The organism is Actinoplanes sp. CA-051413 (assembly GCF_050955795.1).
GTDB lineage: Bacteria > Actinomycetota > Actinomycetes > Mycobacteriales > Micromonosporaceae > Actinoplanes.
Genome location: NZ_CP192100.1, coordinates 6,093,378 through 6,119,069 on the forward strand (window position 1 = coordinate 6,093,378; position 25,692 = coordinate 6,119,069).

Below are 25,692 nucleotides of genomic sequence, written 5' to 3' on the forward strand. Positions count from 1 at the left end.
AAAAATGATGAAGCGCGCAGTTCTCGCCCTGACCGCCGCGGCCGCCGTCCTGATCACGTCCGGTGGCGCCGCGTCGGCCACCCGCCCGAAGCCGACCGAGCCCAGCCTGGTCGGCTCGGCGACGTTGTGGCGGGCCGCGGGCGACGACATCCGGTTCACCTTCGACGCCCACGGCCTCGGCCCGGACGCCCGGGGGACGTTCCGGGTCAGCCACTACCTCGGCACCGAGGGGGCCTGGTTCAGCGGGCGGATCGACTGCCTGGCGGTCGGCGGCCCGGTGGCGGTCGCGACGGGGATCATCACCGCCAGCAGCCTGAAGGAGTTCATCGGCGTGCGCCGCGGCTTCACGGTGTATGACCACGGCCGGCACGACCGGGTCGGCTACAGCTGGGTGATCGATCCGGGCAACACCGAGTCGGTGCCTCTGTGCGTGAGCGGCGCGCCCTACGAGACGGTGGAGACCGGCGACTTCCGTACCGTCGAATGGTTCCCGCCGGGCGTCCTGCCGTGACGAGCCGGCGGCCGGGGACCCCCACGAGCCGCCGGCAGTGATTACGCTTCTGCCATGTGCCGAAACATTCGCCAGCTGCACAACTTCGAGCCGCCCGCCACCCCTGACGAGGTCCAGGCGGCCGCCCTGCAGTACGTGCGCAAGGTCGCCGGGTCGACGAATCCGTCGCAGCGCAACCAGGCCGCGTTCGACCGGGCGGTCGCCGCGGTCGCGGCGGCGACGGAGGAGCTGCTCGCCGAGCTCGTCACCGCCGCGCCGCCCAAGGACCGCGAGACCGAGGCGGCCAAGGCCCGCGAGCGGGCCGCTAAGCGGTACGCGTCCTGACCGAGGCCCCGGTGAGGGTGAGGTACCAGGCCGAGTCGGTGAAGCCGGGTCCGGTCTCCTCGCCGATGTAGAGGTCGAGGTGCTTGCTGCCGCCGAGGCCGGGAGTGAACTCGTCGGTGACGGTCCAGCGGGCTCGGCGCAGAGCCGTGCAGACCTGCTCGGGTGCCGCGGCTCCGTCGTCGGTGTGCCCGCAGCCGGCGACGCGGAAGGTCGTGCCGCGCGGCAGCACGCCGGCGTCGGCGGCGGCCGAGACGAACGGGCGCAGCGGGGCGCCGGCGGTGTCCCGGGCGGCGGTGTCGAGCCAGTAGCCGATGTCGTACGACCAGTTCAGGTACGTGCCGGCCGCCGTACGCCCGGTGCCCTCGTCCTTGACCGCCACGACGAAGTCGGCGGGATAGTCGCCCAGATCCTCGTCGCCGTGCGCGCAGTCGAGCCCTCGGCAGCCGGTGACGGTCTCGGGCTCGCCGTCGTGGAAGCTCTGCACGGCGGTGTAGTAGACGGTGAGCTCCCACCCGCTGCTGACGGCGGCGGCCGGCGCCGGGGACGAAGCCCGGGCCGAGGCCGAAGCCGGGGCCGGCGCGGCGGGCGAGGCGCTCACCGAGGGGCCAGGGACGGACCAGGGCCCGAACGACGGCCGGGGCAGCGCCGTGGACGGCGCCCGCGTCACCGGGTCGCCGCACCCCGCCAGCAGGCTCAGCGCCAGCACCACCGAGCAGAACCGCACCTGAAGCAGCATCGCAGCAGTCCGCCCGGCCGGCCGGGAGATTAAGACTTGACTTATATAAGCTGCGGCTGACACAGTGGCCGGGTGCATGCCTTCGACGTGCTGGGCGACCCGGTCCGCCGCCGCATCCTGGAACTGCTCGCCGACGGCGAGCAGCCCTCCGGCGCGGTCACCGAGGTCATCCGGGCCGAGTTCGGCATCTCCCAGCCGGCCGTCTCCCAGCACCTGCGGGTGCTGCGCGACAACGGCTTCGCCACGGTACGCCCGGACGGCGCCCGCCGGCTCTACGCGGTCGACGACACGGCGCTGCGCGAGGCCGACGAGTGGCTGAGCAGGTTCCGTCGGTTCTGGACCCCCCACCTGGACGCGCTGGCCACCGAGGTGGCCCGCGGCAAGCGACAGCGGCGGCTCGCCGCCCGCGACGACGATCGGAGCAACGGATGATTGACGCGAAGCAGCAGGTCAGCGCGGTACGGCGGCAGGCCGGGGGACGCACCCTGGAGGCCGGCGAGGCCCGCGTCTCGACCATCAGCCAGGTCTACGACACCGGCCAGGACGACCTGTGGGACGCGGTGACCGACCCGGAACGGATCACCCGCTGGTTCCTGCCGGTCAGCGGCGAGCTCCGCGAGGGCGGCAAGTACCAGCTCGAGGGCAACGCCGGCGGCACGATCTCCCGCTGCGACAAGCCGCACGGCTTCGCCGCTACCTGGGAATACAACGGCGACGTCAGCTGGATCGAGGTCCGTCTCGTCCCGGAGGGCGACGGACGCACCCGCTTCGAGCTGGAGCACGTCGCGCACGTCGCCGACGAGTTCTGGGAGCAGTTCGGCCCCGGCGCCGTCGGGATCGGCTGGGACGCGGGCCTGCTCGGCCTGGCCATGCACCTGGCGGATCCGGCGGCGCCCCGCGACCAGGCGGCCATCGAGGCGTGGATGGTCTCCGACGAGGGCAAGCTCTTCTACCGGCTGAGCAGCGACAGCTGGGCCGAGGCCGCTGTCGCCGACGGCACCGACCCGGCCGTCGCCCGCGAGCGCGCCGACCGGTGCTACGCGGCCTACACCGGCGGCTGACCGGACCGTCAGCCCGCCGCGTTCGAGGGGCGGCCGCGGCGCGGGTCACCGCTGGCAGCCAGCGCCGCCACCAGATCCTCGCGGGCCCGGGCCACCCGTGAGCGGATCGTCCCCACCGGACAGTCGCAGACCTCGGCCGCTTCCGCGTACGAGAGCCCGAGCAGCTGGGTGGCCACGAAGGCCTCCCGCCGCTCGGCGCTCAGCGCCCCCAGCAGGTCGCGCAGGGCCAGGTCGTCCTCGAAGCGCGGCCGGTCGGCGCCGAGCGCCGCGTCGGCCGCGCCCTGCCAGTCCTCGACCCGGGCGATCCGCGGCCGGACGACCGCGGCCCGCACGTGGTCGACGGCGACCCGGCGCGCGATGGTGTACAGCCAGGTGCGGGCGCTGGACCGGCCGGCGAAACCGGGCAGGCTGCGCAGCGCCCGCAGGTACGTCTCCTGGGTCAGGTCGTCGAGCTCCTCCGGCCCGGCCAGGTGCTGCAGGAAGCGCCGCAGCTGCCGCTGGGTGGCCCGGACGAACGCCGCCGCCGCGTCCCGGTCACCCCGGCCCGCGGCGAGCGCCCACCCGGTCACCTGCTCGTCGGTCACTGCCCCGCGGTGCTCTGACCCGAGCGGCGGTACGCGAGCAGCCCGAGCACCAGCGCGGCCAGCCCCAGCACGATGCCGACGATGCCGGCCCAGGTCCCGTTGCCGTCCGGCTCGGCCTCGCCGGCCGCCGAGACGGTCGGAGCGGTGCTGCTGGTGGCAGCGGCCGGCGCGTCTGCCGCGGCGGCCGCGGTCAGCTTGAGGACGGGCGCGGGCTTCTCCGGCTCGGTGCCGTCAGTGGTGGGCTCGTCGATCCAGCGCACGACGTTGCCGTCCGAGTACGTCTGCAGCGCCTTGAACACCACCTGCGGCACCTGCGGCAGCGGGCCGAGCGAGACGTCGAACTCCTGGAACTGACCGGGCTTGATGGCCGCGTCCCCGGTGGCGGTCCAGGTGATCTTCGTGACCGCCTCGTTGATCTGGGTGCCGTGCGCGTCGATCGGCTTGGCCAGCTTCGACTTCACCGGCGCCATGGTCCAGCCGGCCACCGGCTTGAGCGACACCGACGCGAACGGCGTGTCGGCCGGCAGGTTGACCTCGACCTTGGTGGTGCTCGCGGTGTCGCTCTCGTTCGGCACCCGGAAGGTGACCTTGGCGTAGCCACCCTGCACCGCGGTGTTCGCGTTGACCGTGACGTGCGCGGACGCGGGCACAGCGAGGGCGAGGGTGAGCGCGGTGACCATCCCGGCCACCGCGGCCGAGCGCTTCAACAGCGACATCAGAAACCTTCCGGTCGGACCCGGCCGGGGCGCCGGGCACGGTCATTGGTCGGTGACCGTCCCGGGAAAGTTCCCGCGGCTTTCGCGAGCCTCCGGCTGCTAATTTCTCCGCGTGCCCCACGACCCCCAGGCGCCCGACTGGCAGACCCTGACCCACGCGTACGGGCCGGCCGGTGACGTACCCGGCCTGCTCCGCTCGCTCGCCGCCGGCGACAGTGCGGCGGCGGACGAACTGAGCGACCTGCTCGTCCATCAGGGGTCGAGATATCCGGCCACCGTGGCCGCGGTGCCATTCCTGATCGACACGTTCGCCGGTGCGGGGGTGACGGCCCGTGCGGCGGCCTACGCGGTGCTGGCCGACATCAAGGCCGTCGACCGCGATCCCGCACCGCGCCGCCGCACCGCCGGGCCGACCCTGGCCGAGCTGGCGGAGGACCGCAGCGACCGGTGGGTCGCCCGCCTGTCCGAGCCGGCGTCCGCCGTGCCCGACGACCTCGATCCTTGGGAGGACCGAGCTCTCGCAGCCGTCGCCGCAGGCGTCCCCGCCTACCTGACGGTGCTGGACCACCCCGAGGCCGCGCTGCGCATCGCGGCGGCCCACCTTCTCTCCGCCGCAACGCCCGCCGCGGCGCAGGCGCTGGCCGACCGGCTCGCCGCGGAGCAGGACCCGCAGGTGGCCGCGTCGCTGGTTCTCGCCGCCGCCACGACCCTCGATCCCGCGCTCATCCCCGCGATCGCCCGGTGGCACGACCACCTGCACGACCTGACCCGCTGGTCGGCGGCGATGGCGCTGGTGTATCTCGCCGACGAGCCCGACCCCGCCCTGGCCCGCGAGCTCGCGGACCTCATCGGCCGGCCGGGCTCGGCGGACGAGGCCGAGGCCTGGCCGATGCACCCCACCCCGCGGGACGGTGCCCTCTGGGCGCTGGCCACCCTGGTCCCGGGATCGATCCCCGGCTTACCCCAGCTGCTGGCCGAGCCCTTCTACGAGTACGGCGCCGATCCCCGCCTGCTCGCCCTGCTGCTGAGCGCCGTCTTCCCGGACGGACCACCGGCCGAAGGCACCACCGCCGCCGAGCTGACCCGGCTGCAACGCGACCTGATCGGCTTCATCGTCGACGGCGGCATCCTGGACGACGAAGGCTTCGGGCCGTGGCATCGGGTGATCGCCGAGTGCAATCTGCCGGCCGGGCAGGCGGCCCTGGCCCAGTTCGTGGGCAGCAAGCCCGGCGCGCGCTGAAGTCAGGCGCCCGGCAGGCGGACGTCCACGCGCAGCCCCGGCGGCGGGGAGGCACCCCGCAGCACCACCGTGCCCCGGTGCCGGCGGACCAGTTCGCGGACGATGGCCAGGCCCAGCCCCGAACCGCCGGCGTCGCGGGCCCGCGCGTCGTCGAGCCGGGTGAAGCGGTCGAAGACCCGCTCCCGGTCGGCCGCCGGGATGCCCGGGCCGTCGTCCGAGACCGAGATCATCTGGTACGCGCCATCGGCCAGCACCGTGAGCCGTACCGACGACGCGGCGTGCCGGACGGCGTTGTCGAGCAGGTTGGCCACCACCCGGCCGAGCGCGTCGCGTTCCCCGCGGGTGCGCAGCGGCACCGCCGGGCGTTCGTACTCCACCGCCGGGTAGCGGGCCGCGACCTCGCCCAGCAGCTGGCCCAGCTCCACGGTCTCCATCCGCCGCTCCTCGACCCGGGTGCTGCCGTCGTCGGCCCGGGCCAGCAGCAACAGATCGTCGACCAGCCGGCTGAGTCTGTCCACATCGGTCAGCAGGTCGTCGGCGAGCGCCGGCCAGTCGGTGGTGTCCGGCAGCCGCTGCGCCACCTCCAGCTCGGTGCGCATGTTGGTCAGCGGGCTGCGCAGCTCGTGGGCGGCGTCCGCGACGAAGGCCCGTTGCCGTCCCCGGGCCGCGTCCAGGCGGTGCAGCATACCGTTGAGGGTGACCGCCAGCCGGTGGATCTCGTCGTGCGAGTCGGGCACCGGGAGCCGGTCGGAGCGGGCGCCGCCGGTGATCTCCTCGGCGCCGGCCCGCAACGCCTCGACCGGGCGCAGCGTCGCGCCGACCACCCGCCAGGCGACCAGCGCGAGCAGCGCCACCAGCGCCGGGAACGTGAGCAGCAGGGTGGTGCGCAGCAGCTGCAGGCCCTGGGTGAGGTCCGAGGTGGGCCGCGCGACCAGCACCCGGACCCGGTCGTTCGCGGGCCCGGCCGTCACCATGACCACGCGGACCCGGCCGTCGAAGCCGATCCGGTTGCCGGGGATGAACTGGCCCTCCCGGTCGCCCAGCGCGTCCATCTCGTCCGGGTAGAGGATCGGCACCAGCCGGTCGGCGCCGGCGGACACGGAACGGACCCGGTCCTGGGGGTCGACGATCTGCACCCGTACGCCCGGAGCAGCCGGCAGCGGATCACTCACCGTCTCCGCGTCGACCAGATCGGCGACCGCGTCGGCGGTCTGCAGGGCCTCGTTGTTCGCCGTGCGCAGCAGGGCGAAGTTCATCGTCGCGACCAGCACCACGCCGCCGCCGGCCAGCCCGACGAAGAGCACCACCACCGACACCAGCAGCAGCCGCGCCCGCAGGCTCAGCCGGCGCAGCCAGGCCACGCTCAGGACCCGTCGACGGCGGCCAGCCGGTAGCCCGCGCCGCGGACCGTCTCCAACCGGTCCCGGCCGATCTTGCGGCGCAGATAGCCGACGTAGACCTCGACCGCGTTCGCGGCGGTGTCCAGCGCGGCGTCCCAGACGTGGTCGAGCAGCTCGGTCTTGGAGACCACCTCGCCGGGGCGGCGCAGCAGGTATTCCAGCAGGGCGAACTCGCGGGCGGTCAGCACCACCTCGGCCCCGGCCACGGTGACCTTGCGCTGCGCCGGGTCCAGCTCCAGGTCGCCGTGGCGCAGCACCGCCGGGCGTTCCGGGGTGCCCCGCCGCAGCAGCGCCCGCAACCGGGCCAGCAGCACCACGTACGAGAAGGGCTTGGTCAGGTAGTCGTCGGCACCGCAGTCCAGCCCGTCGGCCTGGTCGTACTCGCCGTCCTTGGCTGAGAGCATCAGCACCGGCAGCCACTTCTGCTCGGCGCGCAGCTGGCGCACCACCCGGTAGCCGGACAGCCGCGGAAGCATGACGTCGAGGATCATCGCGTCATAGTCACCGTGGCGGGCCAGCTCCAGCCCGTCCTGACCGTCGCCGGTCACGTCCACCGCGAAACCCTCGGCCTGCAGACCACGCTGCAGGGCAGCCGCGAGCCGCGCCTCATCCTCCACCACCAGCAACCGCACCCCACTACCTTGGCACGGGCGGGGCAACCCCTAGGGGATGTTCTCAGCGGCGTCACAGCCGGTGCGGCGCAGGATGGCTGCAGACAACGGGAGGTGCTCATCGTGAGTGTGTTCAGGTCAAGGCCCGCGCTGCGCTGGCTGGTTCCGGCAGCGGCAGCGGTCGTCGTCATCGGAGGCGGCGCCGCGGCGGGCACGATCGTCGCCAGCGCGGACCCCTCGCTGCCGGAGCGCAGCGCGGCTCAGCTGCTGGTCGACGTGCAGAACGCCAAGGTCGACGGTTTCTCGGGCACGGTCGTGCAGACGGCCGATCTGGGACTGCCGTCGCTGCCCGGCGTCACCAGTGGCGCCGGCAGCTCCGAGATCATGAATCTCGTCGCGGGCAGCAACACCGCGCGGGTCTGGTACGCCGGCGAGGACAAGGCACGCCTCGCCCTGATGGGCACGCTCGGCGAGACCGACGTGATCCGCAACGGTTCCGACGTGTGGATGTGGCGCAGCGCCGACAGCTCGGCGACGCACTTCAAGCTGCCGGCGGACAAGGCCGGCAAGGGGGCCAAGCCCGAGGCGCTGCCGTCGGGTGTGCCGTCGACGCCGCAGGAGGCCGCCGACGCGGCGCTCGCCGCGATCGACCCGACCACGGCGGTCACCACGACCGGCGCGGCCAAGGTCGCCGGCCGGGACGCGTACGAGCTGGTCCTCACCCCGCGTGACACCGCCTCGCTGGTGGGCCAGGTACGCCTGGCCATCGACGCGGAGAAGCACATCCCGCTGGGCGTGGACGTGTACGCCAAGGGCGCCAACGACCCGGCCGTACGGGTGGCGTTCCAGCAGGTCAGCTTCGAGGTGCCGGACGCACAGCAGTTCACCTTCAACCCGCCGCCGGGCACCAAGGTGACCGAGCCCAGCGAGGCCGACATCGCCAAGGAGCGCGAGAAGGCGATCACGCCCGAGGCGGAGAAGGCGCAGAAGGAAGCCGCCGAGGGCACCAAGGTCGTCGGCAAGGGCTGGACGTCGGTGCTGGTGGCCAAGATGCCCAAGGGTGACGACGCCAAGGCCAAGGATGGTGCGGCCGGCGCGGCCGGGCAGCTGGACGCCATCGTCGGGACGCTGCCGAAGACCAGCGGCAGCTGGGGCAGCGGGCACCTGCTCACCAGCGCCCTGTTCAGCGCGCTGATCACCGACGACGGCCGGATTCTGGTCGGCGCGGTGGCCCCGGAGAAGCTGTATGAGGCAGCCGGAAAGTGACTGACCTCGCGGTCGCCACACAGGGGCTGACCAAGCGGTTCGGCAGCCAGGTCGCGGTGGACACCGTCGACCTGGCTGTCCCCCGCGGTGCGGTCTACGGCTTCCTCGGCCCGAACGGCTCGGGCAAGACCACCACGATCCGGATGCTGCTGGGGCTGATCGGCCCCAGCGCCGGGCAGCACGAGCTGCTCGGCGCGGCGATGCCGGAGCACGCCGCCGACGTGCTCCCCCGCGTCGGCGCGCTGGTCGAAGGTCCCGGCTTCCACCCGTACCTGTCGGGGCGGGACAACCTGCGCCGGGTCGACGCGGCCGATCGCAGCGCCGAGGCCCGGACGTCGGGCGCCCGGATCGCCGCGGCCCTGGACCGGGTGGGGCTGGGCGCGGCGGCCGGCAAGCGCTACCGCACCTACTCGCTCGGCATGAAACAGCGGCTGGCCATCGCGGCCGCCCTGCTGGTGCCGCGGGAGCTGCTCATTCTCGACGAACCGACGAACGGCCTGGACCCGCAGGGCACCCGCGAGGTGCGCGCGCTGGTCGGGGCGCTCGCCGCGGAAGGCGCGACGGTGCTGCTCAGCACGCATCTGCTCGCCGAGGTCGAGCAGGTCTGCACGCACGTCGGGGTCATGCACCGCGGCAAGCTGGTCGCCCAGGAGCCGCTGGCGCAGCTGCGTTCGGACGCGGCGCCGCGGGCCCGGGTGCTGACCGACCAGCCGGCCCAGGCCGCCCAGGTGCTGCGCACGCTGGGCCTGACCGAGGTCGCCGAGACGGCGGCCGAGGCCACCGGGCAGCTCGGCGCGATCGCGCCGGAGAAGGTGGTGGCCGCGCTGGTGCACGACGGGGTGGCGGTACGCGGCTTCGCGGCCGAGTCGCCCAGCCTCGAGGACGTGTTCGTCTCCCTGACCGGAAGAGGCTTCGATGTCAGCGGTTGAGGTGTCCGGGGTCCCGGCGACCCCGGTACGCCGGGTCTCCACCCGGTTCCTGCGCTCCGAGCTGCGCCTGATCGCGGTGCGCCGGCGTAACCAGGTCGGCCTGGCCGCGCTGGCCGCCGTACCGATAGTGCTGGCCGTGGCCATGAAGGTGGCCGCGCCGGACACCTCGGACCGCCCCGGCGGCGGTCCGGACTTCTTCGCCCAGATCACCGGCAACGGCTTCTTCGTGGCGCTGGCCGCGCTCGGCGTCGAGCTCGGACTGTTCCTGCCGATCGCCATCGCGATGCTGGCCGGCGATGCGGTAGCCGGCGAGGCCAACCAGGGCACGCTGCGTTACCTGCTGACCGTGCCGGTAGGCCGGACCCGCCTGCTGGCCGTCAAGTACGCCGGCATCGTCACCGGCGCGTTCCTGGCGCCGCTGGTGGTGGCCGTCTCGGGGCTGGTGATCGGGCTGATCCTGTTCGGCGGCGGGGACGTGACGCTGCTGTCGGGCACCCAGGTCGGCTTCGGCGAGGCGCTCCTGCGGCTGCTCGGCGTCTGCCTGTTCCTCGGGGTGTGCCTGTCAGCGCTGGGCGCCATGGGGCTGTTCCTGTCCACGCTCACCGAGCAGCCGATGGGTGCCACCATCGCGCTGACCATGCTGACCGTGGCCAGCTTCGTGCTCCAGCAGATCCCGCAGCTGGACTGGCTGCACCCGTACCTGCTGACCCGGCACTGGCAGGACTTCGGGGAGCTGCTGCGCGACCCGGTGTCCTTCGACGCGCTGACGCCGGGATTGCTGTCGGCCGGCGCCTACATCCTGGTGTTCCTGTCGGCGGCGTGGGCCCGCTTCGCCGGCCGCGACATCACCAGCTGACTCACGCGGACCGGCGGGCGGCTCCGTCCCGCTCCACGACGACGGCCCGGCCGTAGCGGTCGGTGAGCGCGGCGGCGACATCGGCCGGGATGTCGCCCTCGACGCGGACAGCGCCCGCGACCGGATCCACTCGCAGCGTGTAGCCGGCCGTGCGCAGCAGATCGGCACTCACCCCGACGCTGGACGCTCTCCAGCTCGGCGAAGGTGGTCGGGCAGGCGACAACGCGGTGCTTGCGGCCGGCCAGGGCCGGACGGATCGCCGAGACAGCGACGGCCGGGTCCACACCGGCGGCGACCGCGACGACCACGGTCCCGTCCGGGTCGGCGCCGAGCCCGACGAAGCGGCGGCGGTCGGCGGCGATCCGGCCGTCGAGGTCGGCGGTCGGGCGGCCCGCGACCGAGACCTGGATCGTGCTGCCCCGCCGCACCGCTGATCCGGCGGCGGGATGGACCGCCACCACCGTGCCGGGCGCCTGCCGGGCCCGGGGGCGGTAGCTCAGGATCGGCACCACGCCGGCGTCACCGGCCAGTTTGTCGACTCGTGCGACGTCGCGGCCGACCAGGTCGGGAACGGTCGCGGCAGCCGTGTCGAACCGGTCACCTCCTCGGCGCGGCCGGCGCACCGCGGTGGCGAGCAGGATCACCGGACCGAGCAGGATCGCGGTGTTGAGCAGGGCGGATGACGGGCGGGCGCGGCGGACGGACATGGTGGGCCTCCGGGATCGCACGAGGGCAGTCCGCGCTTGGACGCGCCGGTGCGCGAGCCCGGTTCCCGCCCGGGTCGCGGACGGCACATCCGGCGGTTACGCAGCCGGGCGAGGCCGACGGCTACGCGGCCCGCCCCGGACAAGGCCGGCGATTACGCGGCGGCCCTGCTCAGGGCCAGGCCAGCGGTTACGCGGCTTCGCCGCGGGCCAGCTCGGCGTGGTAGGCGGCGGTCAGCCGGGTCAGCACCGACTCGGTGCCGGCCGGGCGGGGCACGCCCAGGTGCAGCTCGCGCAGCTCGGCCATGAAGTCGTCCCAGAGTGCCGGGCCGCCGCGTTCCAGCAGCTCGGCCCGGATGGCCAGCTCGCGGGTGACCGGCAGGTGCCGGCGGCCCCAGGCGCCGAGGTGGGCGAGGACCGGCACGAGCTGGATGGCGGGCTCGGTCAGGCTGAGCAGGATGCGCTGCTTGTGCCGGGGATCGGGCGCCGAGGTCAGCATGCCGAGCGCGGTCAGCCGCTGGAGGCGGTCGGCCAGGATGTTGGACGCGATGCCCTCTTCGCTCTCGGTCAGCAGCGCCCGGAAGTGCCGGCGGTTGCCGAACATCATGTCCCGGATGATCAGCAGCGACCATTTGTCCCCGAGGACCTCGAGGGACAGGTTGATCGGGCACCCGGACCGGTGTTCCTCGGTCATCGTCGCTCCTCGCCGGCTCAGACTGCACCACGCCGTACCGGTTGCACTCTACAACCGGTATCCGGTACGGTCCAAACCGATTGCAGACAACAACCGGTTTTGAGAGGACAACGACCATGGCGTACGTGACCTCCGACCCCGCCGTCTCCGCGGACGGCTTCGTGGCCGGGCCCCGGCAGAGCCGGCAGGACCCCATCGGCGAGGGCGGCGAGCAGCTGCACCGCTGGATGTTCGACACCCCGGACGAGAACACGGCCGAGCTGGCGGCGATCACCGGCGTCGACGCGTTCATCATGGGGCGCAACATGTTCGGCCCCGGGCGCGGCGACTGGGATCCGGAGTGGCGCGGCTGGTGGGGCGAGGACCCGCCGTACCACAAGCCGGTCTTTGTTCTCACCCATCACCCGCGCGCCGATCTGGTGATGCAGGGCGGCACCACGTTCTCCTTCGTCACCGGCGGCCTCCAGGAGGCTTTCGCCCGGGCCCGCGAGGTCTCCGGCGACGGACGGATCTCGGTGGCCGGCGGCGCCTCGACGATCAACCAGGCCCTCGCCGCCGGCATCATCGACGAGCTGCGCCTGCACATCGCGCCGGTGGTGCTGGGCCGGGGCGAGCGGCTCTTCGACGGGATCCCGCCGGTACGCCTGGAGCAGCTCTCCGGCCGCTCGGCGTCGCTGGTCACCCACCTCACCTACCGGGTGCTGCCCCCGGCCTGAGCCAGCACCTCGTCCATCACCTCGGCGAAGCGGTGCGGCTGTTCCAGGAACGCCCGGTGGCCACCGGACGGCACCACGGTCAGCCGCTTGCCGGGCGCCCGCAGCGCTTCGTACCAGGGGGTGAAGAGGGCGGCGAGGCCCCGCATCTCGTGGGCGCCCTGCACGAAGTAGACCGGCACGTCCAGCCGGGGCACGTCGCGGCGCAGGTCCACGCTCTGCATCCGGGGGTAGAGCGCGTTCCAGGTGTCCAGCACGGCGTTGACGGTGTGTGCCTTCTGCAACAGGGTGTACTCCGAGGCGTTGATGCCGTCGAAGGGATCACCCGCCCCGGCCGCGTTGCCCGAGTGGTCGTAGTCGTAGACCTGGTTCGCGTAGAGCATGATCGGCTCGTACGAGTAGACGTCCCGGTACGGCGGCGGCCCGAGCGCGGTCAGCGTACGGACGAGCGCCTCGCGGCCCGTGGCTCGCGCCCAGGCCAGGATGTCGGCGTAGAAGATCTTGTCGCTCGCGGGCAGATCGACAGCCTGCCCGGCACCGATGTACGCCCGGTACAGCTCGGGCCGCCGCTGCACCGCCAGCACGCCCAGGATCGAGCCGCCGGAGTGCCCGAGCAGGTAGATCTTCTCCTGGTGGAACCGGCGGCGCAGCGCCTCGGTGACAGCGATGACGTCCGCGACCGCACTGTCCAGGGTCACCGTCGCCGTCGGATCCAGAGCGGGGTACGACGAGCCTCCGCCGCGCCGGTCCAGCGTCACCACCACGAACCGCTTCTCCAGCTCGGCCAGGTGGCGCCGGGCCGCGCCCAGTTCCGAGCCGCCCGGCGCCCCGGGCACGAACAGCAGCACGGGTGCCGTCCGGTCGACGCCCCGGATCAGCGCGCCGAGCCGGTGGCCGCCCGCGTCGATCCGGCTCAGTTCGGCGATGCTCCGCTCCCCCGCGATCCCCGGGGTCCGGGCCGGTACGGCCACCCCCACCGTCACGGCCAGCAGCACCGCGCTCAGCAACCCCGTCGCCGTACGCCGCAGATACCGGCGGCCGCCGGTGCTGCGCCGCGCGTACACGGCACCGAGCACCATCGGCAGCACCGACAGCAACGCGTGTAGGCCGCGCCCGGCGACCAGCACGACGAAGCCGAGAGCGCTGGCGTGCGGCGCGTCGACCGACGGGCCGTCCAGGCGCAGCCGCAGCAGCTCCACCGCCACGACGAAGACCGCCGGCGCGATCAGCAGCGACCACCGGGACCGGCTCAACCGGCCGACCGCCACCCCCACGACGACGCTGATACCCACCGACCACAGCGCCTGCGCGCCCGTCAACGGGCCGCGCGGCATCCACCACCCCGCGACGATCCCCCAGCCGGCCACCGCCCCGATCCACCCCGCTCGTCTCACCATGGCCGAGAGCCTGGCTGCGGCCGGCTGCCCGGCACATCGGCCCTCGGATCCGGTACGCACCCATACTTCGGTAGGGGTCGCCGGTGACTTCGGACAGTGCCCCCGCGCGGCGCCGGATCGTAGGCTCGGCACATGGCCGGCCTGGTGTTCGCGTTGCTCGTGCCCGACCCGGCGGGCGGGCGCCGGTCGGCTGTCCGGGACCGGCTGGCCGACACCGTCGCGGTGACCGTGGCGCTGGCGTACGGGTCGCTGATGGTGCCGCTCGGCGACGCCACCCGCGAGGGTGCGCCGCTGCCGTGGCTCGCCGACGTCGCGCTCGGTGTGTTGTGCTGCGCCGCGCTGCTGTTGCGCCGGCGCTGGCCGGTGGGCCTGACGATCGCCCTGCTGCCGGTGAGCACGGTGTCGGTGATGGCGACCGGCGCCGTCATCGTCGCGCTGTTCACCGTGGCGATCCATCGGCGCGGCCCGGTGGCGCTGGCGCTCGGCGTCGCGTACGTCGCGGTGGTGCCGGTGTACTTCGTGCTGCACGACAGCCCGGAGTTCCCCGTGTGGGTGGACCTGCTGGTCCGCGGGGTCACCACGGCGGGGGCGCTGGGGTGGGGGATGTTCGTGCGGGCGTACCGGCGGCTGACCGGGACGCTGCGGGAGCACGCCGCCCGGCTCGAGGCCGAGCAGCACCTGCGGGAGGACCAGGCCCGGCTGACCGAGCGGGCCCGTATCGCGCGGGAGATGCACGACGTGCTGGCCCACCGGATGTCGTTGGTCAGCCTGCACGCCGGGGCCCTAGAGGTGCGCACCGACGCGCGGCCGGAAGAGGTGGCGATCGCGGCGGGCGCGATCCGGGCCAGCGCCCACGAGGCCCTGGAGGAGCTGCGCGGCGTCATCGGGGTGCTGCGTGAGGGCGCGGTGGGCCGCCCTGAGCCACCACAGCCGGGGCTGGCCGATCTGCCCAAGCTCGTCGACAGCGCCCGGGCGATGGGCACGACGGTGCACTACACGTGTGCGCTGCCGGAGGGCGGTCCGTCGGTGGTGCTCGGGCGTACGGCGTACCGGATCGCGCAGGAGGGGCTCACCAACGCGCGCAAGCACGCGCCGGGCACGGCGGTGCGGGTGCTGCTCGACGGCGCACCCGGCGCCGGCCTGCGGATCCGGATCGCCAACCCGTGCCCGGTACCGGCCACGCGGGCGGAGGTGCCGGGCGCGGGGATGGGCCTGGTCGAGGTCGGCGAGCGCGCGGCGCTGGCCGGCGGCCACGTCCGGTACGGCCGGCAGGGCGACGACTTCGTCCTGGAGGCCGAGCTGCCATGGCCGGCATGAACTGCCGGCGCGTCCCGGCGGCGGCCGGGCTCCGCGCGGCCGGGGAGCGGCGGTGACGGCGGGCGCCGGGCCGGCGCGGCCGATCCGGCTGGCCATCGTGGACGACGATCCGCTGGTCCGGGCCGGGCTGCGCATCCTGCTCGGCGGCTCGCCGGACATCGAGGTCGTCGCCGAGGCCGGGGACGGCGCCCAGGCCGCGGCGATGGCCGACGCGCACTGGCCCGACGTGGTGCTGATGGACATCCGGATGCCGGAGGTGGACGGGCTGGTCGCCACCCGCCGGCTGCGCTCGCGCCCGGCGCCGCCGCAGGTGATCGTGCTGACCACGTTCCACGCCGACGAGCACGTGCTGGACGCGCTCCGGGCCGGGGCCAGCGGCTTCCTGCTCAAGGACACCCCGCCGCGGGACATCATCGAGGCGGTCCGGGCGGTGGCGGGCGGCTCGGCCACCCTGTCGCCGGCGGTGATCCGGCAGCTGATCGACCACGTCGCCGATCCGGCCGCCGGGCCGCGCCGGGACCGGGCCCGGCACCGGCTGGCGGCGCTGACCGAGCGCGAACGGGCGGTGGCGCTGGCGCTGGGCCGGGGCTGGTCGAACGCGGAGATCGGCACCGAGCTGGGGATGAGCCTGCCGACGGTGAAGGGCCACGTGTCGCGGCTGCTGGCCAAGCTGGACCTGAACAACCGGGTGCAGGTGGCGCTGCTGGTCCACGACGCGGAACTGCTTTAGCGGGCGGTTTCCGTCCGGTATCGCGCGCCCCATTCCTCGTTGAGCGCGTCGGCCTGGCGGCGGTGCCGGGGCTGGATCGGCCGGCCCGCTTCCGGGTCGAGGCCCAGGAAGGTGAGCACGCCGCGGGTGGTGCCGGCCAGGTCAGCGGTGAGCTGTTCGTAGGTGATCTCGTGCGGGGTGATGCCGTACCGGGCGAACCAGGCCCGCCAGGCGGCGGTGTGCTCGGCCACGGTGCCCAGCAGCTCGGTGATGCGGGCCTCGTCGTAGTGCGGCTCGGCCGCGGTGCCGCCCGGGTCGCCGGCCCGCCAGGTGCTGGTCTGCTCCGCGCGCAGCCAGGACACCGCCTGGGCCAGTTCGTCCTCGCGCCGCAGGTATACGAAGCGGACCGGCCCGAACGCGGCCTCCAGCACCGCCAGGTCGCGGCCCGCGGTGCGCGGCGCCAGCTTGGCCACCAGCTCGTCGAGGGTGCCCCACATCAGCTTGGCGCCGAAGACGCCGTTGGGCGTCGTTCCGGCCTGGAGGGCGGCGTGCACGAAGGCCCGATAGGCGAAAGCCGGGCCGGGAATCCCCCACCGGTCGGCCCAGAGCTGCTGGTCCGGTTGCCGGAAGTACGACTCCGGGATGCCGGCCAGCCCCGTCGAGGCCAGCAGGCCGAGGAGTAGGGAACTGCCGGTGCGCGGTGTCGCACAGATGAAGTAGGACTCGGTCACCAACCCAGCCAAGCCGCCGGTGACTCGCGCGACAACCGAAATAAAGTTCTAGAACTCTTAGAGCCGCTATGACACACTCAGCCGAGAGTTATAGAACTTTGGAGGCACACCGTGACCGTGGTCATGCGCGAACCCACCGCCGGCGGGCGCTTCGGCGAGTACGGCGGCAGATACGTCCCCGAGTCGCTGATCCCCGCCTGCCTCGCCCTGGAAGAGGCCTTCCGCGACGCCTGGGCCGACCCGGCGTTCCGGCAGGAGCTCGACGGCTACCGCCGCACCTACGCCGGGCGCCCCACCGCGCTCACCGCCGCCCGCAACCTCTCCGCCGAGCTGGGCATCACCCTGCTGCTCAAGCGCGAGGACCTCGCCCACACCGGCTCCCACAAGATCAACAACGTGCTCGGGCAGGCGCTGCTGGCCCGGCGGATGGGCAAGACCCGGCTGATCGCCGAGACCGGGGCCGGCCAGCACGGTGTCGCCACGGCCACCGCGGCCGCGCTGTTCGGGCTGCGCGCCACGGTCTACATGGGCGAACGCGACATCGAACGCCAGGCCCTCAACGTCTTCCGGATGCACCTGCTCGGCGCCGAGGTCGTCCCGGTGACCAGCGGCAGCCGCACCCTCAAGGACGCCACCAACGAGGCCATGCGCAGCTGGGTGTCGGCCGTCGAGGACACCCACTTCTGCCTGGGGTCGGTCGCCGGGCCGCACCCGTACCCGTGGATGGTCCGGGAATTTCAGCGGGTGATCGGCGAGGAGGCCCGCGGGCAGGTCGCGGCCGAGCTCAGCACCGGCGTCCCGGACATGGTCGTCGCCTGCGTGGGCGGCGGCTCCAACGCGGCCGGCACCTTCGCGGGCTTCGTCGACACGACCGCCCGGCTCGTCGGCGTGGAGGCGGCCGGCGGGGCGGCGGTGTCCGGCGGTGAGCCGGGCGTGCTGCACGGCTCCCGGTCGCTGGTGCTGCAGGACCGGCACGGGCAGGTCGCCGAGGCGCACTCGATCGCCGCCGGCTTGGACTACCCCGGCGTCGGGCCGGAGCACGCGCAGCTCGGCGGGCTGGGCCGGGCCCGGTACGTGACGGTGAACGACGACGAGGTGCTGGTCGCGGTCCGCCGCCTGGCCGAGCGCGAGGGCATCATCTGCGCGCTCGAATCGGCGCACGCGGTGGCGTGGGTGCTGCGCGCGGCCGGGACCTCCGAACTGCCGACCGGCTCGACGGTGCTGCTGACCCTCTCGGGCCGCGGCGACAAGGACATGGCTCAGCTGATGGAGGGACTGCGATGACGACCACGCTCAGCGCCGCGCTGGCGGTCACCGGACGGCCACTGCTGGTGCCCTACGTGACCGGTGGCATCACCGCGAACTGGACCGAGCTGCTGTTGGCCTGCCAGGACGGCGGGGCGGACGCGATCGAGGTGGGGCTGCCGTTCTCCGACCCGATGCTGGACGGGCCGACCATCCAGGAGGCCTCCGACCGGGCCCTGGCCCGCGGCGCCACGGTGGAGTCGATCCTCGCGGATCTCGCCGCCACGCCGCTGCGGGTGCCGGTCGTCGTCATGACGTACGCGAACATCGTCCTGCGGATCGGTCTTCCCGCGCTGGCCGCCGCCGGGGTCTCCGGCCTGATCGTGCCGGACCTGCCGCTGGAGGAATCGGCGGCGACCGAGGCCGCCGCGGCGGCCGCCGGCATCGACCTGGTGCTGCTGGCGGCACCCTCGACCCCGGACGACCGGCTGCGCGAGATCTGCACCCGCAGCCGCGGCTTCGTGTACGCGATCAGCGTCATGGGCACCACCGGTGAACGCGCCCAGCTGGCCGGCTCGGCGGCGACGCTGGCCGCCCGGCTGAAAGCGGTCACCGAGCTGCCGGTCCTCATCGGGTTCGGCGTGTCCACCCCGGCGCAGGCGGCCGAGGCGGGACGCGCCGGGGACGGCGCTGTGATCGCGTCGGTGCTGATGCGTAGGGTTCTCGACGGAGCCACGGCGGCCGAGCTCGCCGCCGACGTCGCCGCCTACCGCACCGCACTCGACCTGGGGGTGTCTTCTGGAACGCCGCACGCCGAAATATCGGGTCATCGCGGCTGACCTGACCGCGAAGATCCGCGGTGGCGAGCTGCCGCCCGGCTCGGCGCTGCCGCCGCAGAAGGAGCTCAGCGCCGCGTACGGGGTGACGCTCGTGACGCTGCGGCAGGCGCTGCGGCAGCTGGAGGCCGACGGCCTGCTCTCCCAGCAGCCGGGGCGGGGCACGTTCGTCGCGTCGCCGAAGGCCACCTACCGGCTGGACTCGCTGCGCGGGCTGGCCGAGGATCTGCGGGCCCAGGGCCATACGGTCAGCACCGAGATCCTCGGCCAGGGCCTGCACCGCCCGCCGGCCTGGGTCGCGGCGCAGCTGGGCCCGGGCCGGATCCTGCGGCTCGAACGCCTGCGCCTGCTGGCCGGCCGCCCGGCGGTGCACCAGCTGTCCTGGGTGCGCCCGCCGGTCGGCGCCTTGCTGCGCACCGCCGATCTCAGCGACACCTCCCTGTACGCGGCCATCGCCGAGCACGGGGTGGTCGTGCACCGCGCCTCCGAGGTGTTGCGCCCGGAAGTGCTCACAGCGCCGGTGGCGGAGCTGCTGCGCCGGCCCGAGGGCACGCCGGTGTTCGTCTCGGACCGGATCACCTACGGCCTGGACAACCAGCCGGTCGTGGTGGACCGGGCGACGATCCTGGGCTCGGTGATGGAGGTCCGCACCGAACGCGCGGCGACCGGCCTGTCGGTGCAGTGGACGTCGTCGTCCTGACGACGCTACTGACCGGCTGAGGGCCGGCGGGCCACCAGGTACGCCTGCGGCACCGTCTCGACCACGCCCAGGTGCTCGGCGGGCTCGCGGATCGTCCGCAGCACCAGGTCGAGCCCGGCGTCGGCCAGCAGCGCCTCGACGGCTTCGGGACGGCGGCGGTGGAAGTTGATGTCCCGGCGGACCACGATCTCGTCGCCGGTCTGGAACGCCAGGATCACCGGCGCGCCGGGCGCCAGCACCCGGTGGAACCCGGCGAAGACCGCCGGCAGTTCCTCGTCCGGCAGGTTGATGATCGAATACCAGGCCACCAGCCCGGCCAGCGAAGCGTCGGGCACCGGCAGGTCCGTCATGGAAACCACCCGGAACCGGACGTGCGGGTGGTCGCGGCGGGCGACGGCGACCATCTCCGGGGAGAGGTCGATGCCGCTGATGTCGAGGCCCAGGCTGTGCAGATAGGCGGTTGTGACGCCGGGTCCGGAACCGACCTCGACGACCAGGCCCGGCGCGGCACCGACGAGCTCCGCGAAGCCGGCCAGCAGCGCCCGGTCCCAGATCCGGGTGGGCAGGTCGTCGCGGAACTGCTCGGTGTACCAGTCCGCGACGGCGTCCCAGCCCGCGCGGGTCTCGGTGAGGTGGGCGGGCTCGCGCAGGCGCTCCCGGACCGCGTCGAGGTGGCGCTGCTCGATGCCGATGCCGCGCAGGTAGTTCTCGACGCCGCCGTACGCCTGCTCGGCGTGGGCCAGGGTGTTGATCATCGTGGCAGCCGGGCAGTCCTCGGAGCGCGCGTAGTCCTCGGCCACCACCTCCGGGCCGACCCCGGCGACGGTCAGGGCGAGGGCGACCAGGGTGCCCGTCCGGTCCCGGCCGCCGCGGCAGTGCACGAGCACGCCGCCCGGAGGCGCCTCGGCGATCGCCCGGAAGGCGGCCGCCACCCGGGCCTGGTTGTGGTCCAGCAGCGGCCCGTAGGAGTCCGCCGGATACTCGTAGTCGGTCACGTCCATGAGCATCGACACGTGGGTGTAGATCGGGTCACCGGCGAACGGGCTGGGCTGCTCGGCGAGCTCCGCGGGCCGGCGCAGGTCCACGATGCGCGACACCCCGGCGGAGCGGACCGTGGCGACGTCGTCCGGGGTCATCGCGGCGTGGTGGTCGGAGCGCAGCAGCGCCCCGTCACGGATCCGGCCACCGTCGAGGGTGGGCAGTCCGCCCAGGTCGCGGGCATTGCGGCAGGCGGGCCAGTCGAGGATCACCGGGCGGGCTCCGTTTCGGCGGCGAGGCGGTCGAGAAGCTCACCCAACAGGGCGGCCTCGCCCGCGGTCAACCCCGTCCGGTCGGCCGCCAGCGCGGCCCGCAGCGTGACGGCAGCACCGGCCCGGGAGACGTCTGCCGGCACCGCGTCGCCGGTGATCAGCACCCCTTGCAGGGCTGCCTCGCGGGCGCGCACGGACAGGCCCAGATCACGCTCCCCGGCCGGCCGGCCGATCAGGCTCAGCGTCACCCCGACGTTGGCCGCGAGGATCTGGGCGGCGGCGTCCGCCACCGGTACGCGTACCAGCCCGCGCGCCGCCGCGGCCTCCAGCAGCCGGCTCAGCGTGGCCAGAGCCGGCCCGGTCACGCCGCAGGGCACGCCGGGGCGGATCCGGCCGTGCAGCAGCACGTAGAACGACGGATGGTCCAGCCCGTACCGCACGTGGGCGTCCCAGCCCGCACGCAGGTCGGCCACCGGGTCGCCGGACTCACCCGCACCGGCGGCGTACTGCGTCAGGCCGTAGCTGACCACCGCGTCGACGAGGCCCTGCTTGCTGCCGAAGTGGTGATAGAGCGTGGGCGCGGTGACGCCGGCCCGCTCGCAGACGGCCCGGGTGGACACGTCCCGGCCGCCGGACCCGTCGAGCAGCTCGGCCGCTGCGAGCAGCAGACGGTCGCGTGCGGTCGCCTCGTCTTTCATGTCGCTATAGTAGCCGCTATAACAACGCTCTAGGAGGGTGGCAGCATGGACACGCCGGAGATCATCGATCGGTATCTGCAGCTCGGCACCGGGCCGGACCACGCCGCGACGGCCGCCTGCTTCACGCCGGGCGCGACAGTGTCGGACGACGGACGGACCTACCACGGCCGGGCCGAGATCCAGGCCTGGCGCGAGGCGCTGGCGGGGCAGTTCACGTACACGGTGAAGGTGCTGGGGACCGAGGGCAGCGAGAGCGGTGGCTACCGGGTGCGCAGCCTGGTGGAGGGTGACTTCCCCGGCGGGCGGGTCGAGCTGACGTACGCGTTCCGCCTGCGCGACGGCCTGATCAGCGAGCTGACGATCGGGTGACACCGGCGCGTCGTTCTTTACAATGAAAACCGTTCCCAACAAGATGGACGCAGCTGCCGGCGCCCCGCCGGTACGCCGTCCACTGTTGGAAGGATCCGCATGTCTCTTGCCGTCTCCCCCGATCTGCTCTCCGCCGCCGAGCGTGGCGAGGTCCCGGACGCGGAGTTCGTCGACTGTGTCCGCACGTCCCTGCCGTACGCCTGGGAGGTGGTCAGCAAGGTCATGACCGACCTGGACACCACCGGCGGCGAGTTCGCCGACCACGAGATCCCGCCGCCGTCCGAGCAGCAGCGGGGTGAGCTGCTGCGTGCCCTGGCCAGCGACGCCATCCGCGGCGGGCTGGAGCGGCACTTCGGCGCCAAGCTCGCCTTCCAGAACTGCCACCGGGTGGCGGCGTTCCGCTTCAGCGCGGTGGGCGGCGACCGTTACCAGGCATTCGTCTCCCCGCGCGGGCAGCTGCTCAACCAGTCACCGGAACTGCGTAACTGCTGAGCACCGGCCGATCGAGGGCGGCGGGCTCCGGCCCGCCGTCCTCAGGCGCGCCGGGCGTGCCGCCCCGCGACGACGGGAGTGGCCGGGCCGAGGTCCGCCACCAGGGCGGCGAGGGCGGTCGTGATCGGGACCGAGGCGACCAGGCCGATCGTGCCGACGGCGCTGCGCAGGATCTCCTGGGCCAGGTACTCGCTGGTCAGCAGGTCGGTGACGGGTTCGCTGGACGCCGTGATCAGCAACAGCAGGGGCAGCGAGGCCCCCGCGTAGGCGAGCACGATCGTGTTGACCGCCGAGGCCACGTGCGCGCGGCCGACCCGGATCGCCGTGCGGTACAGCTCCCAGCGGCTCGTCGCGCCGGGGCTCATCTCCGCCACCGTCACCGCCTGGGTGACCGTCACGTCGTCCAGCACGCCGAGGGCGCCGATCACGATGCCGGCCAGCAGCAACCCGCGCAGGTCCAGACTGGTCCGGGTGACGGCCAGGGCCGCGCTGTCGTCGCTGCCCAGCCCGCTCAGCTGCATCAGCGAGGTGAACAAAGCACCGAGCACGCCGGTGAGCACCAGGCTGGCCAGCGTGCCGGCCACCGCCACCGAGGTGTGCACGTTGACGCCATGGGTCAGATACAGCGCCGCGAACATGATCGCCGAGGCGCCCACCACGGCGATGAGCAGCGGCGGCGAGCCGTCCAGGATGGCCGGGATCACGAACAGCAGCAGCAGCGCGAAGCTCACCGCCAGGCCGGCCAGCGAGGTCAGCCCCCGCCGCCGCCCGAACGCCAGGATCACCGCCACGGCCACCGCGACCAGCCAGATCATCGGAGTCGAGCGCTGCCGGTCCACCACCGAGTACGCCCGCCCGCCAGGAACCGCGTCCGGGAAGTAGAGCAGGACCACGCCGTCGCCGACGTGCAGAGCGCGCGTGCCGGGGCCTTGTGGAAGATCCACAGCCTGATCTGTCCCTGAGCCAGGGCCCTCGGTGACGCGGACCGTGGCGGAACCACAGCGCTGCTGCTGCGCGCCGGCCGGGCACGCCTGCTCGGCAACGGCGGTGACCGTGCCCAGGGCCCGCTCGCCGCCGCCCGCGGCAGCCTCGGTGCGCACGTCGCCGGGCCACAGCAGGATCAGCGCGACGAGAGTGGCCAGCGCGGCCGGCACCAGCACCGCGGTGACGATCCGCCGGGTACGCCGGGACGCGGCCGGCGGAGTGCCGTGGCTGTGATCGTGGCTCATCGCGACGACCCGGGACTCGGCGGCAGCGGCTTGTCGTCGTTCCACGTCTCGCGCAGCTCGCGTTTCGTCTCCTGCCACCAGCGGGCGAGCTCGCCGCCCCAGTCGCGGAAGTCACGGCCCAGGGCCTTCAGCGCGTGCAGGAAACCCGGGTCGTCCAGCCGGGCACCGAGCAGCTCGGCCAGGCCCAGGGCCCACAGCACCGGCACCGCCGCGAGGGCGAGCACGGCCGTCCACCAGCGGCCCGTCACGGCGTACCCGAGCAGGAGCGCGACCATGACGCCCACCGTCACCATCGCGGCCCGGGTGGCCCGGCGCAGTAGCCGGGGCACCAGCCGCAGGCAGCGCCACGGCAACCGGCCCGCGGGGATCAGCACCCGCAGGGCGAAGCCGGCCACGACCACGGCGAACAGGGCGGCCAGGATGCGGCTGCCGAGGGCCGCCGATGGCCACCACGTTGCCGCGAGGGCGCCGGCCGCGACCAGCAGGATCGCGGCGGCGAACCAGCGGCGCAGCGCGCTGAGCAGGCTGCGGATCGGCCAGGTCATCGAGATGACGTTCGGGCGGGCCGGATTCTCCCGGGCCACGTCGTGCAGGGCCCGCATCGAACGACCCACCCGCAGCCGCTCGGCGTCGAGCATCGCGAGCAGCCAGCGGCCGTAGGCGTTGGCCGGCTCGATGGCCAGCGCCGCCCGGGCCGCCTCCTCGGCCGCGTCCCGGCTGCCCGCGTCGCGTTCCACGTCGGCCACGGTCAGCAGCCCCTCGACCGACCGCGGGGCCAGCGTCAGACCCTGCCGGGCGCAGGCGCGAGCCTCGGCGAAGCGGCGGCCGGCGGCCAGCGCGCGGGCCAGCACCAGGTGCCCGGAGGGCTCGTGCGGAGCCAGCCGGACCGCCTCCCCAGCCGCGGCGATCGCGTCCCGGTCGCGGATCAGGGCGATCAGAGACTCGGCGCGTTCGGCGTGCGCGTCGGCCAGCCCCGGCGCGGCGGCCACGGCGGCGTCGCAGGCCGCCAGCGCGGCCGCGTAGTCGCGCTGTTGACGCAGCACATAACCGAGCAGGGTGAGCAGGTCGGCGTCGGCGGGCGCGGCGGCCAGCGCCGTGCGCAACCGGACCTCGGCGTCCGCGTACCGGCCGACCTGGGCGAGCTGCCGGGCCTGCCGGTACGCGTCGTCGCCGCTCACAGCAGCTTGCGCTTCCGGAGGTACGCGGCCAGGTCGTCGTACTCGCCGCCGGCGTTGCCGAACATGACCACGCTGCGGGCGGTGGCGAACCAGGCGTCGGTGGACGGGCGCACCTCCCGGACGGCGGCCGTCATGTCCTGCTGCGAGATCATCCGCACCTCGCCGGTGGCGATGGCGTCGCGCATCGCGAACTCGGCCGCGGTCTCGCACACGTGCGCGAGGTCCGCACCGGAGAAGTGCTCGGTGGCGGCCGCCAGCGCGCGCAGGTCGATGCCGGCGACCGGCCGCTCGCGCAGGTGGTACTCGAGGATGGCCGCGCGGGCGGTCGCGTCCGGCGGCAGCACCAGGACAGTGCGGTCGAGGCGGCCGGGCCGGCGCAGCGCCGCGTCGATGTCCCAGGGGGCGTTGGTCGCGGCGAGCACGAACACGCCCTCGTTGCCGCCGCCGACCCCGTCCAGCTCGGTGAGCAGCTGGTTGACCAGGGTCCGCATCGCCGAGGAGCTGAGCTGGCTGCGCTTGTGGCCGAGCGCGTCGATCTCGTCGAGGAACAGCACGCAGGGCGCGTGCGAGCGGGCCGCCTCGAACAGGTCGTGCAGGTTGCGCTCCGAGCTGCCGACCCACATCTGCAGCACGTCGACGATCGACAGGGAGACGAACGCGGCACCCATCTCCCCCGCGACGGCCCGGGCCAGGAACGTCTTGCCGCAACCGGGTGGGCCGTACAGCAGCAGGCCGCCGCGCAGGCTCTTGCCGAACAGGGTGCGCAGCCGCGGGTTGCGCAGCGGGCCGAGGAAGGCCAGCTCGAGGCGCTGCTTCACCTCGTCCATGCCGCCCACGTCGGCGAGGGTGACCGTGGCCCGTTCGACGTCGAAGGCGTGGTCGTCGGCACCGGCCGGGGCGAACCTGGGCGGGACGACGCCCTCGAACTCGCCCTCCAGGGCGTCCCAGTCCACGCCCGGAGCTTGCGAGGGTTTCGGCGCTTCACCCGGAAGAGCGCTGGTCATCACCCGCCGGGCGGCCTCGTTCGCGGGGTCCCGGGCCAGCACCTGGGCGGCGTGCCCGATCGCCTCGCCGGTCCGTCCGGCCCCGACCAGCAGCTCGGCCAGGTGCAGCCGCAGCGCGACGTCGTCGGGCCGGGCGGCGACCGCCGCCGTGAGGCTGTCGATCAGGGCGTCGCTCATGAGAGGCGATTATGC

At 73.8% G+C, this 25,692-nt stretch carries 30 protein-coding genes; 16 read left to right on the top strand and 14 right to left on the bottom strand.

Annotated elements, in window-relative coordinates:
- Positions 1 to 7: 7 nt before the first annotated feature.
- Together ACQP2Y_RS28740 and ACQP2Y_RS28745 are read left to right on the top strand one after the other, a co-directional pair.
- Positions 8 to 511 (top strand): hypothetical protein, encoded by a 504-nt coding sequence (locus ACQP2Y_RS28740; RefSeq protein WP_433718150.1) that lies wholly within the window; start codon positions 8 to 10, stop codon positions 509 to 511.
- 54 nt (positions 512 to 565) lie between these two features.
- Entirely contained in the window at positions 566 to 835 is a 270-nt protein-coding gene (locus ACQP2Y_RS28745; RefSeq protein WP_433718151.1) for a DUF2277 domain-containing protein, read from the top strand.
- Here the strand turns inward: ACQP2Y_RS28745 and ACQP2Y_RS28750 are convergent.
- Entirely contained in the window at positions 816 to 1,571 is a 756-nt protein-coding gene (locus tag ACQP2Y_RS28750) for a hypothetical protein (protein ID WP_433718152.1), read from the bottom strand. The two genes, ACQP2Y_RS28745 and ACQP2Y_RS28750, sit on opposite strands and share 20 nt — an antisense overlap.
- A 72-nt stretch (positions 1,572 to 1,643) precedes the next feature.
- Between ACQP2Y_RS28750 and ACQP2Y_RS28755 the strand changes: the two genes are divergently transcribed.
- Positions 1,644 to 2,003, top strand: coding sequence for an ArsR/SmtB family transcription factor (locus ACQP2Y_RS28755; protein WP_433718153.1), 360 nt, complete (start codon positions 1,644 to 1,646; stop codon positions 2,001 to 2,003).
- The gene (locus ACQP2Y_RS28760) at positions 2,000 to 2,632 is read left to right on the top strand and encodes an SRPBCC family protein (protein WP_360834772.1); all 633 of its coding nucleotides are present in this window, start codon (positions 2,000 to 2,002) and stop codon (positions 2,630 to 2,632) included. Before ACQP2Y_RS28755 ends, ACQP2Y_RS28760 begins: the two co-directional genes overlap by 4 nt.
- An 8-nt stretch (positions 2,633 to 2,640) precedes the next feature.
- Here the strand turns inward: ACQP2Y_RS28760 and ACQP2Y_RS28765 are convergent, their stop codons facing one another.
- The gene (locus ACQP2Y_RS28765) at positions 2,641 to 3,216 is read right to left on the bottom strand and encodes a sigma-70 family RNA polymerase sigma factor (protein ID WP_360543318.1); all 576 of its coding nucleotides are present in this window, start codon (positions 3,214 to 3,216) and stop codon (positions 2,641 to 2,643) included.
- The gene (locus ACQP2Y_RS28770) at positions 3,213 to 3,932 is read right to left on the bottom strand and encodes a YcnI family copper-binding membrane protein (RefSeq protein ID WP_433718154.1); all 720 of its coding nucleotides are present in this window, start codon (positions 3,930 to 3,932) and stop codon (positions 3,213 to 3,215) included. Before ACQP2Y_RS28770 ends, ACQP2Y_RS28765 begins: the two co-directional genes overlap by 4 nt.
- A 112-nt stretch (positions 3,933 to 4,044) precedes the next feature.
- Between ACQP2Y_RS28770 and ACQP2Y_RS28775 the strand changes: the two genes are divergently transcribed.
- Positions 4,045 to 5,172 carry a hypothetical protein gene (locus ACQP2Y_RS28775; protein ID WP_433718155.1) on the top strand — a complete coding sequence of 376 codons (1,128 nt, stop codon included), beginning with the start codon at positions 4,045 to 4,047 and terminating at the stop codon, positions 5,170 to 5,172.
- A 2-nt stretch (positions 5,173 to 5,174) separates the two neighbouring features.
- Here the strand turns inward: ACQP2Y_RS28775 and ACQP2Y_RS28780 are convergent, their stop codons facing one another.
- Both ACQP2Y_RS28780 and ACQP2Y_RS28785 read right to left on the bottom strand, forming a co-directional pair.
- Positions 5,175 to 6,533, bottom strand: coding sequence for a HAMP domain-containing sensor histidine kinase (locus tag ACQP2Y_RS28780; protein ID WP_433718156.1), 1,359 nt, complete (start codon positions 6,531 to 6,533; stop codon positions 5,175 to 5,177).
- Between the two features lie 2 nt (positions 6,534 to 6,535).
- Positions 6,536 to 7,204 carry a response regulator transcription factor gene (locus ACQP2Y_RS28785; RefSeq protein ID WP_360828146.1) on the bottom strand — a complete coding sequence of 223 codons (669 nt, stop codon included), beginning with the start codon at positions 7,202 to 7,204 and terminating at the stop codon, positions 6,536 to 6,538.
- Between the two features lie 102 nt (positions 7,205 to 7,306).
- Here ACQP2Y_RS28785 and ACQP2Y_RS28790 point away from each other — a divergent pair, with 102 nt between their 5' ends.
- Genes ACQP2Y_RS28790 through ACQP2Y_RS28800 form a run of 3 tightly spaced genes read left to right on the top strand, consistent with a single transcriptional unit; the run spans position 7,307 to position 10,234 of the window.
- The gene (locus tag ACQP2Y_RS28790) at positions 7,307 to 8,449 is read left to right on the top strand and encodes a LolA family protein (protein WP_433718157.1); all 1,143 of its coding nucleotides are present in this window, start codon (positions 7,307 to 7,309) and stop codon (positions 8,447 to 8,449) included.
- Positions 8,446 to 9,378, top strand: a complete 933-nt coding sequence (locus tag ACQP2Y_RS28795) for an ATP-binding cassette domain-containing protein (protein WP_433718158.1) — start codon at positions 8,446 to 8,448, stop codon at positions 9,376 to 9,378. Before ACQP2Y_RS28790 ends, ACQP2Y_RS28795 begins: the two co-directional genes overlap by 4 nt.
- Entirely contained in the window at positions 9,365 to 10,234 is an 870-nt protein-coding gene (locus ACQP2Y_RS28800; protein WP_433718159.1) for an ABC transporter permease, read from the top strand. Before ACQP2Y_RS28795 ends, ACQP2Y_RS28800 begins: the two co-directional genes overlap by 14 nt.
- On the opposite strand, the gene ACQP2Y_RS28805 is transcribed toward ACQP2Y_RS28800, so the two are convergent.
- Together ACQP2Y_RS28805 and ACQP2Y_RS28810 are read right to left on the bottom strand one after the other, a co-directional pair.
- On the bottom strand, positions 10,171 to 10,941 hold the full coding sequence (locus tag ACQP2Y_RS28805) for a PASTA domain-containing protein (RefSeq protein ID WP_433718160.1): 771 nt from the start codon (positions 10,939 to 10,941) through the stop codon (positions 10,171 to 10,173). The two genes, ACQP2Y_RS28800 and ACQP2Y_RS28805, sit on opposite strands and share 64 nt — an antisense overlap.
- 187 nt (positions 10,942 to 11,128) lie before the next feature.
- Positions 11,129 to 11,632, bottom strand: coding sequence for a winged helix-turn-helix transcriptional regulator (locus ACQP2Y_RS28810; RefSeq protein WP_433718161.1), 504 nt, complete (start codon positions 11,630 to 11,632; stop codon positions 11,129 to 11,131).
- Positions 11,633 to 11,748: 116 nt separating this feature from the next.
- On the opposite strand from ACQP2Y_RS28810, the gene ACQP2Y_RS28815 reads away from it, so the two are divergent.
- On the top strand, positions 11,749 to 12,348 hold the full coding sequence (locus tag ACQP2Y_RS28815) for a dihydrofolate reductase family protein (RefSeq protein WP_433718162.1): 600 nt from the start codon (positions 11,749 to 11,751) through the stop codon (positions 12,346 to 12,348).
- Here ACQP2Y_RS28815 and ACQP2Y_RS28820 read toward each other — a convergent pair.
- Positions 12,324 to 13,742 (bottom strand): alpha/beta fold hydrolase, encoded by a 1,419-nt coding sequence (locus tag ACQP2Y_RS28820; RefSeq protein ID WP_433718163.1) that lies wholly within the window; start codon positions 13,740 to 13,742, stop codon positions 12,324 to 12,326. The two genes, ACQP2Y_RS28815 and ACQP2Y_RS28820, sit on opposite strands and share 25 nt — an antisense overlap.
- 132 nt (positions 13,743 to 13,874) lie before the next feature.
- On the opposite strand from ACQP2Y_RS28820, the gene ACQP2Y_RS28825 reads away from it, so the two are divergent.
- Together ACQP2Y_RS28825 and ACQP2Y_RS28830 are read left to right on the top strand one after the other, a co-directional pair.
- Complete coding sequence (locus tag ACQP2Y_RS28825) at positions 13,875 to 15,059, top strand: sensor histidine kinase (RefSeq protein WP_433718165.1); 1,185 nt, start codon at positions 13,875 to 13,877, stop codon at positions 15,057 to 15,059.
- 52 nt (positions 15,060 to 15,111) lie between these two features.
- Positions 15,112 to 15,789, top strand: coding sequence for a response regulator (locus ACQP2Y_RS28830; RefSeq protein WP_433718167.1), 678 nt, complete (start codon positions 15,112 to 15,114; stop codon positions 15,787 to 15,789).
- Here the strand turns inward: ACQP2Y_RS28830 and ACQP2Y_RS28835 are convergent.
- Positions 15,786 to 16,499 carry a Stf0 family sulfotransferase gene (locus ACQP2Y_RS28835; protein ID WP_433718169.1) on the bottom strand — a complete coding sequence of 238 codons (714 nt, stop codon included), beginning with the start codon at positions 16,497 to 16,499 and terminating at the stop codon, positions 15,786 to 15,788. The two genes, ACQP2Y_RS28830 and ACQP2Y_RS28835, sit on opposite strands and share 4 nt — an antisense overlap.
- Before the next feature lie 123 nt (positions 16,500 to 16,622).
- Here ACQP2Y_RS28835 and trpB point away from each other — a divergent pair, with 123 nt between their 5' ends.
- The 3 genes from trpB to ACQP2Y_RS28850 are packed head-to-tail and all read left to right on the top strand — an operon-like array spanning position 16,623 to position 19,280.
- Positions 16,623 to 17,783, top strand: a complete 1,161-nt coding sequence (gene trpB / locus ACQP2Y_RS28840) for a tryptophan synthase subunit beta (protein ID WP_433732092.1) — start codon at positions 16,623 to 16,625, stop codon at positions 17,781 to 17,783.
- Positions 17,780 to 18,583: a tryptophan synthase subunit alpha gene (gene trpA / locus ACQP2Y_RS28845; RefSeq protein ID WP_433718171.1), complete on the top strand. Its 804-nt coding sequence runs from the start codon at positions 17,780 to 17,782 to the stop codon at positions 18,581 to 18,583. Before trpB ends, trpA begins: the two co-directional genes overlap by 4 nt.
- Before the next feature lie 28 nt (positions 18,584 to 18,611).
- On the top strand, positions 18,612 to 19,280 hold the full coding sequence (locus ACQP2Y_RS28850) for a GntR family transcriptional regulator (protein ID WP_433732094.1): 669 nt from the start codon (positions 18,612 to 18,614) through the stop codon (positions 19,278 to 19,280).
- Between the two features lie 5 nt (positions 19,281 to 19,285).
- On the opposite strand, the gene ACQP2Y_RS28855 is transcribed toward ACQP2Y_RS28850, so the two are convergent.
- Together ACQP2Y_RS28855 and ACQP2Y_RS28860 are read right to left on the bottom strand one after the other, a co-directional pair.
- The gene (locus tag ACQP2Y_RS28855) at positions 19,286 to 20,530 is read right to left on the bottom strand and encodes a tyrosine-protein phosphatase (protein WP_433718173.1); all 1,245 of its coding nucleotides are present in this window, start codon (positions 20,528 to 20,530) and stop codon (positions 19,286 to 19,288) included.
- On the bottom strand, positions 20,527 to 21,228 hold the full coding sequence (locus tag ACQP2Y_RS28860; RefSeq protein WP_433718174.1) for a TetR/AcrR family transcriptional regulator: 702 nt from the start codon (positions 21,226 to 21,228) through the stop codon (positions 20,527 to 20,529). Before ACQP2Y_RS28860 ends, ACQP2Y_RS28855 begins: the two co-directional genes overlap by 4 nt.
- 45 nt (positions 21,229 to 21,273) lie before the next feature.
- Here ACQP2Y_RS28860 and ACQP2Y_RS28865 point away from each other — a divergent pair, with 45 nt between their 5' ends.
- Positions 21,274 to 21,597: a nuclear transport factor 2 family protein gene (locus ACQP2Y_RS28865; protein ID WP_433718176.1), complete on the top strand. Its 324-nt coding sequence runs from the start codon at positions 21,274 to 21,276 to the stop codon at positions 21,595 to 21,597.
- Between the two features lie 99 nt (positions 21,598 to 21,696).
- On the top strand, positions 21,697 to 22,089 hold the full coding sequence (locus ACQP2Y_RS28870; protein ID WP_360543352.1) for an SCO5389 family protein: 393 nt from the start codon (positions 21,697 to 21,699) through the stop codon (positions 22,087 to 22,089).
- A gap of 41 nt (positions 22,090 to 22,130) precedes the next feature.
- Here the strand turns inward: ACQP2Y_RS28870 and ACQP2Y_RS28875 are convergent, their stop codons facing one another.
- Genes ACQP2Y_RS28875 through ACQP2Y_RS28885 form a run of 3 tightly spaced genes read right to left on the bottom strand, consistent with a single transcriptional unit; the run spans position 22,131 to position 25,677 of the window.
- Positions 22,131 to 23,363 (bottom strand): YibE/F family protein, encoded by a 1,233-nt coding sequence (locus ACQP2Y_RS28875; protein ID WP_433718179.1) that lies wholly within the window; start codon positions 23,361 to 23,363, stop codon positions 22,131 to 22,133.
- A complete protein-coding gene (locus ACQP2Y_RS28880) occupies positions 23,315 to 24,496 on the bottom strand; it encodes a tetratricopeptide repeat protein (protein ID WP_433718180.1) in 1,182 nt (393 codons plus the stop codon). Before ACQP2Y_RS28880 ends, ACQP2Y_RS28875 begins: the two co-directional genes overlap by 49 nt.
- Positions 24,493 to 25,677: a tetratricopeptide repeat protein gene (locus ACQP2Y_RS28885; protein ID WP_433718182.1), complete on the bottom strand. Its 1,185-nt coding sequence runs from the start codon at positions 25,675 to 25,677 to the stop codon at positions 24,493 to 24,495. The genes ACQP2Y_RS28880 and ACQP2Y_RS28885 overlap by 4 nt, the downstream gene beginning before the upstream one ends.
- Positions 25,678 to 25,692: the final 15 nt, after the last annotated feature.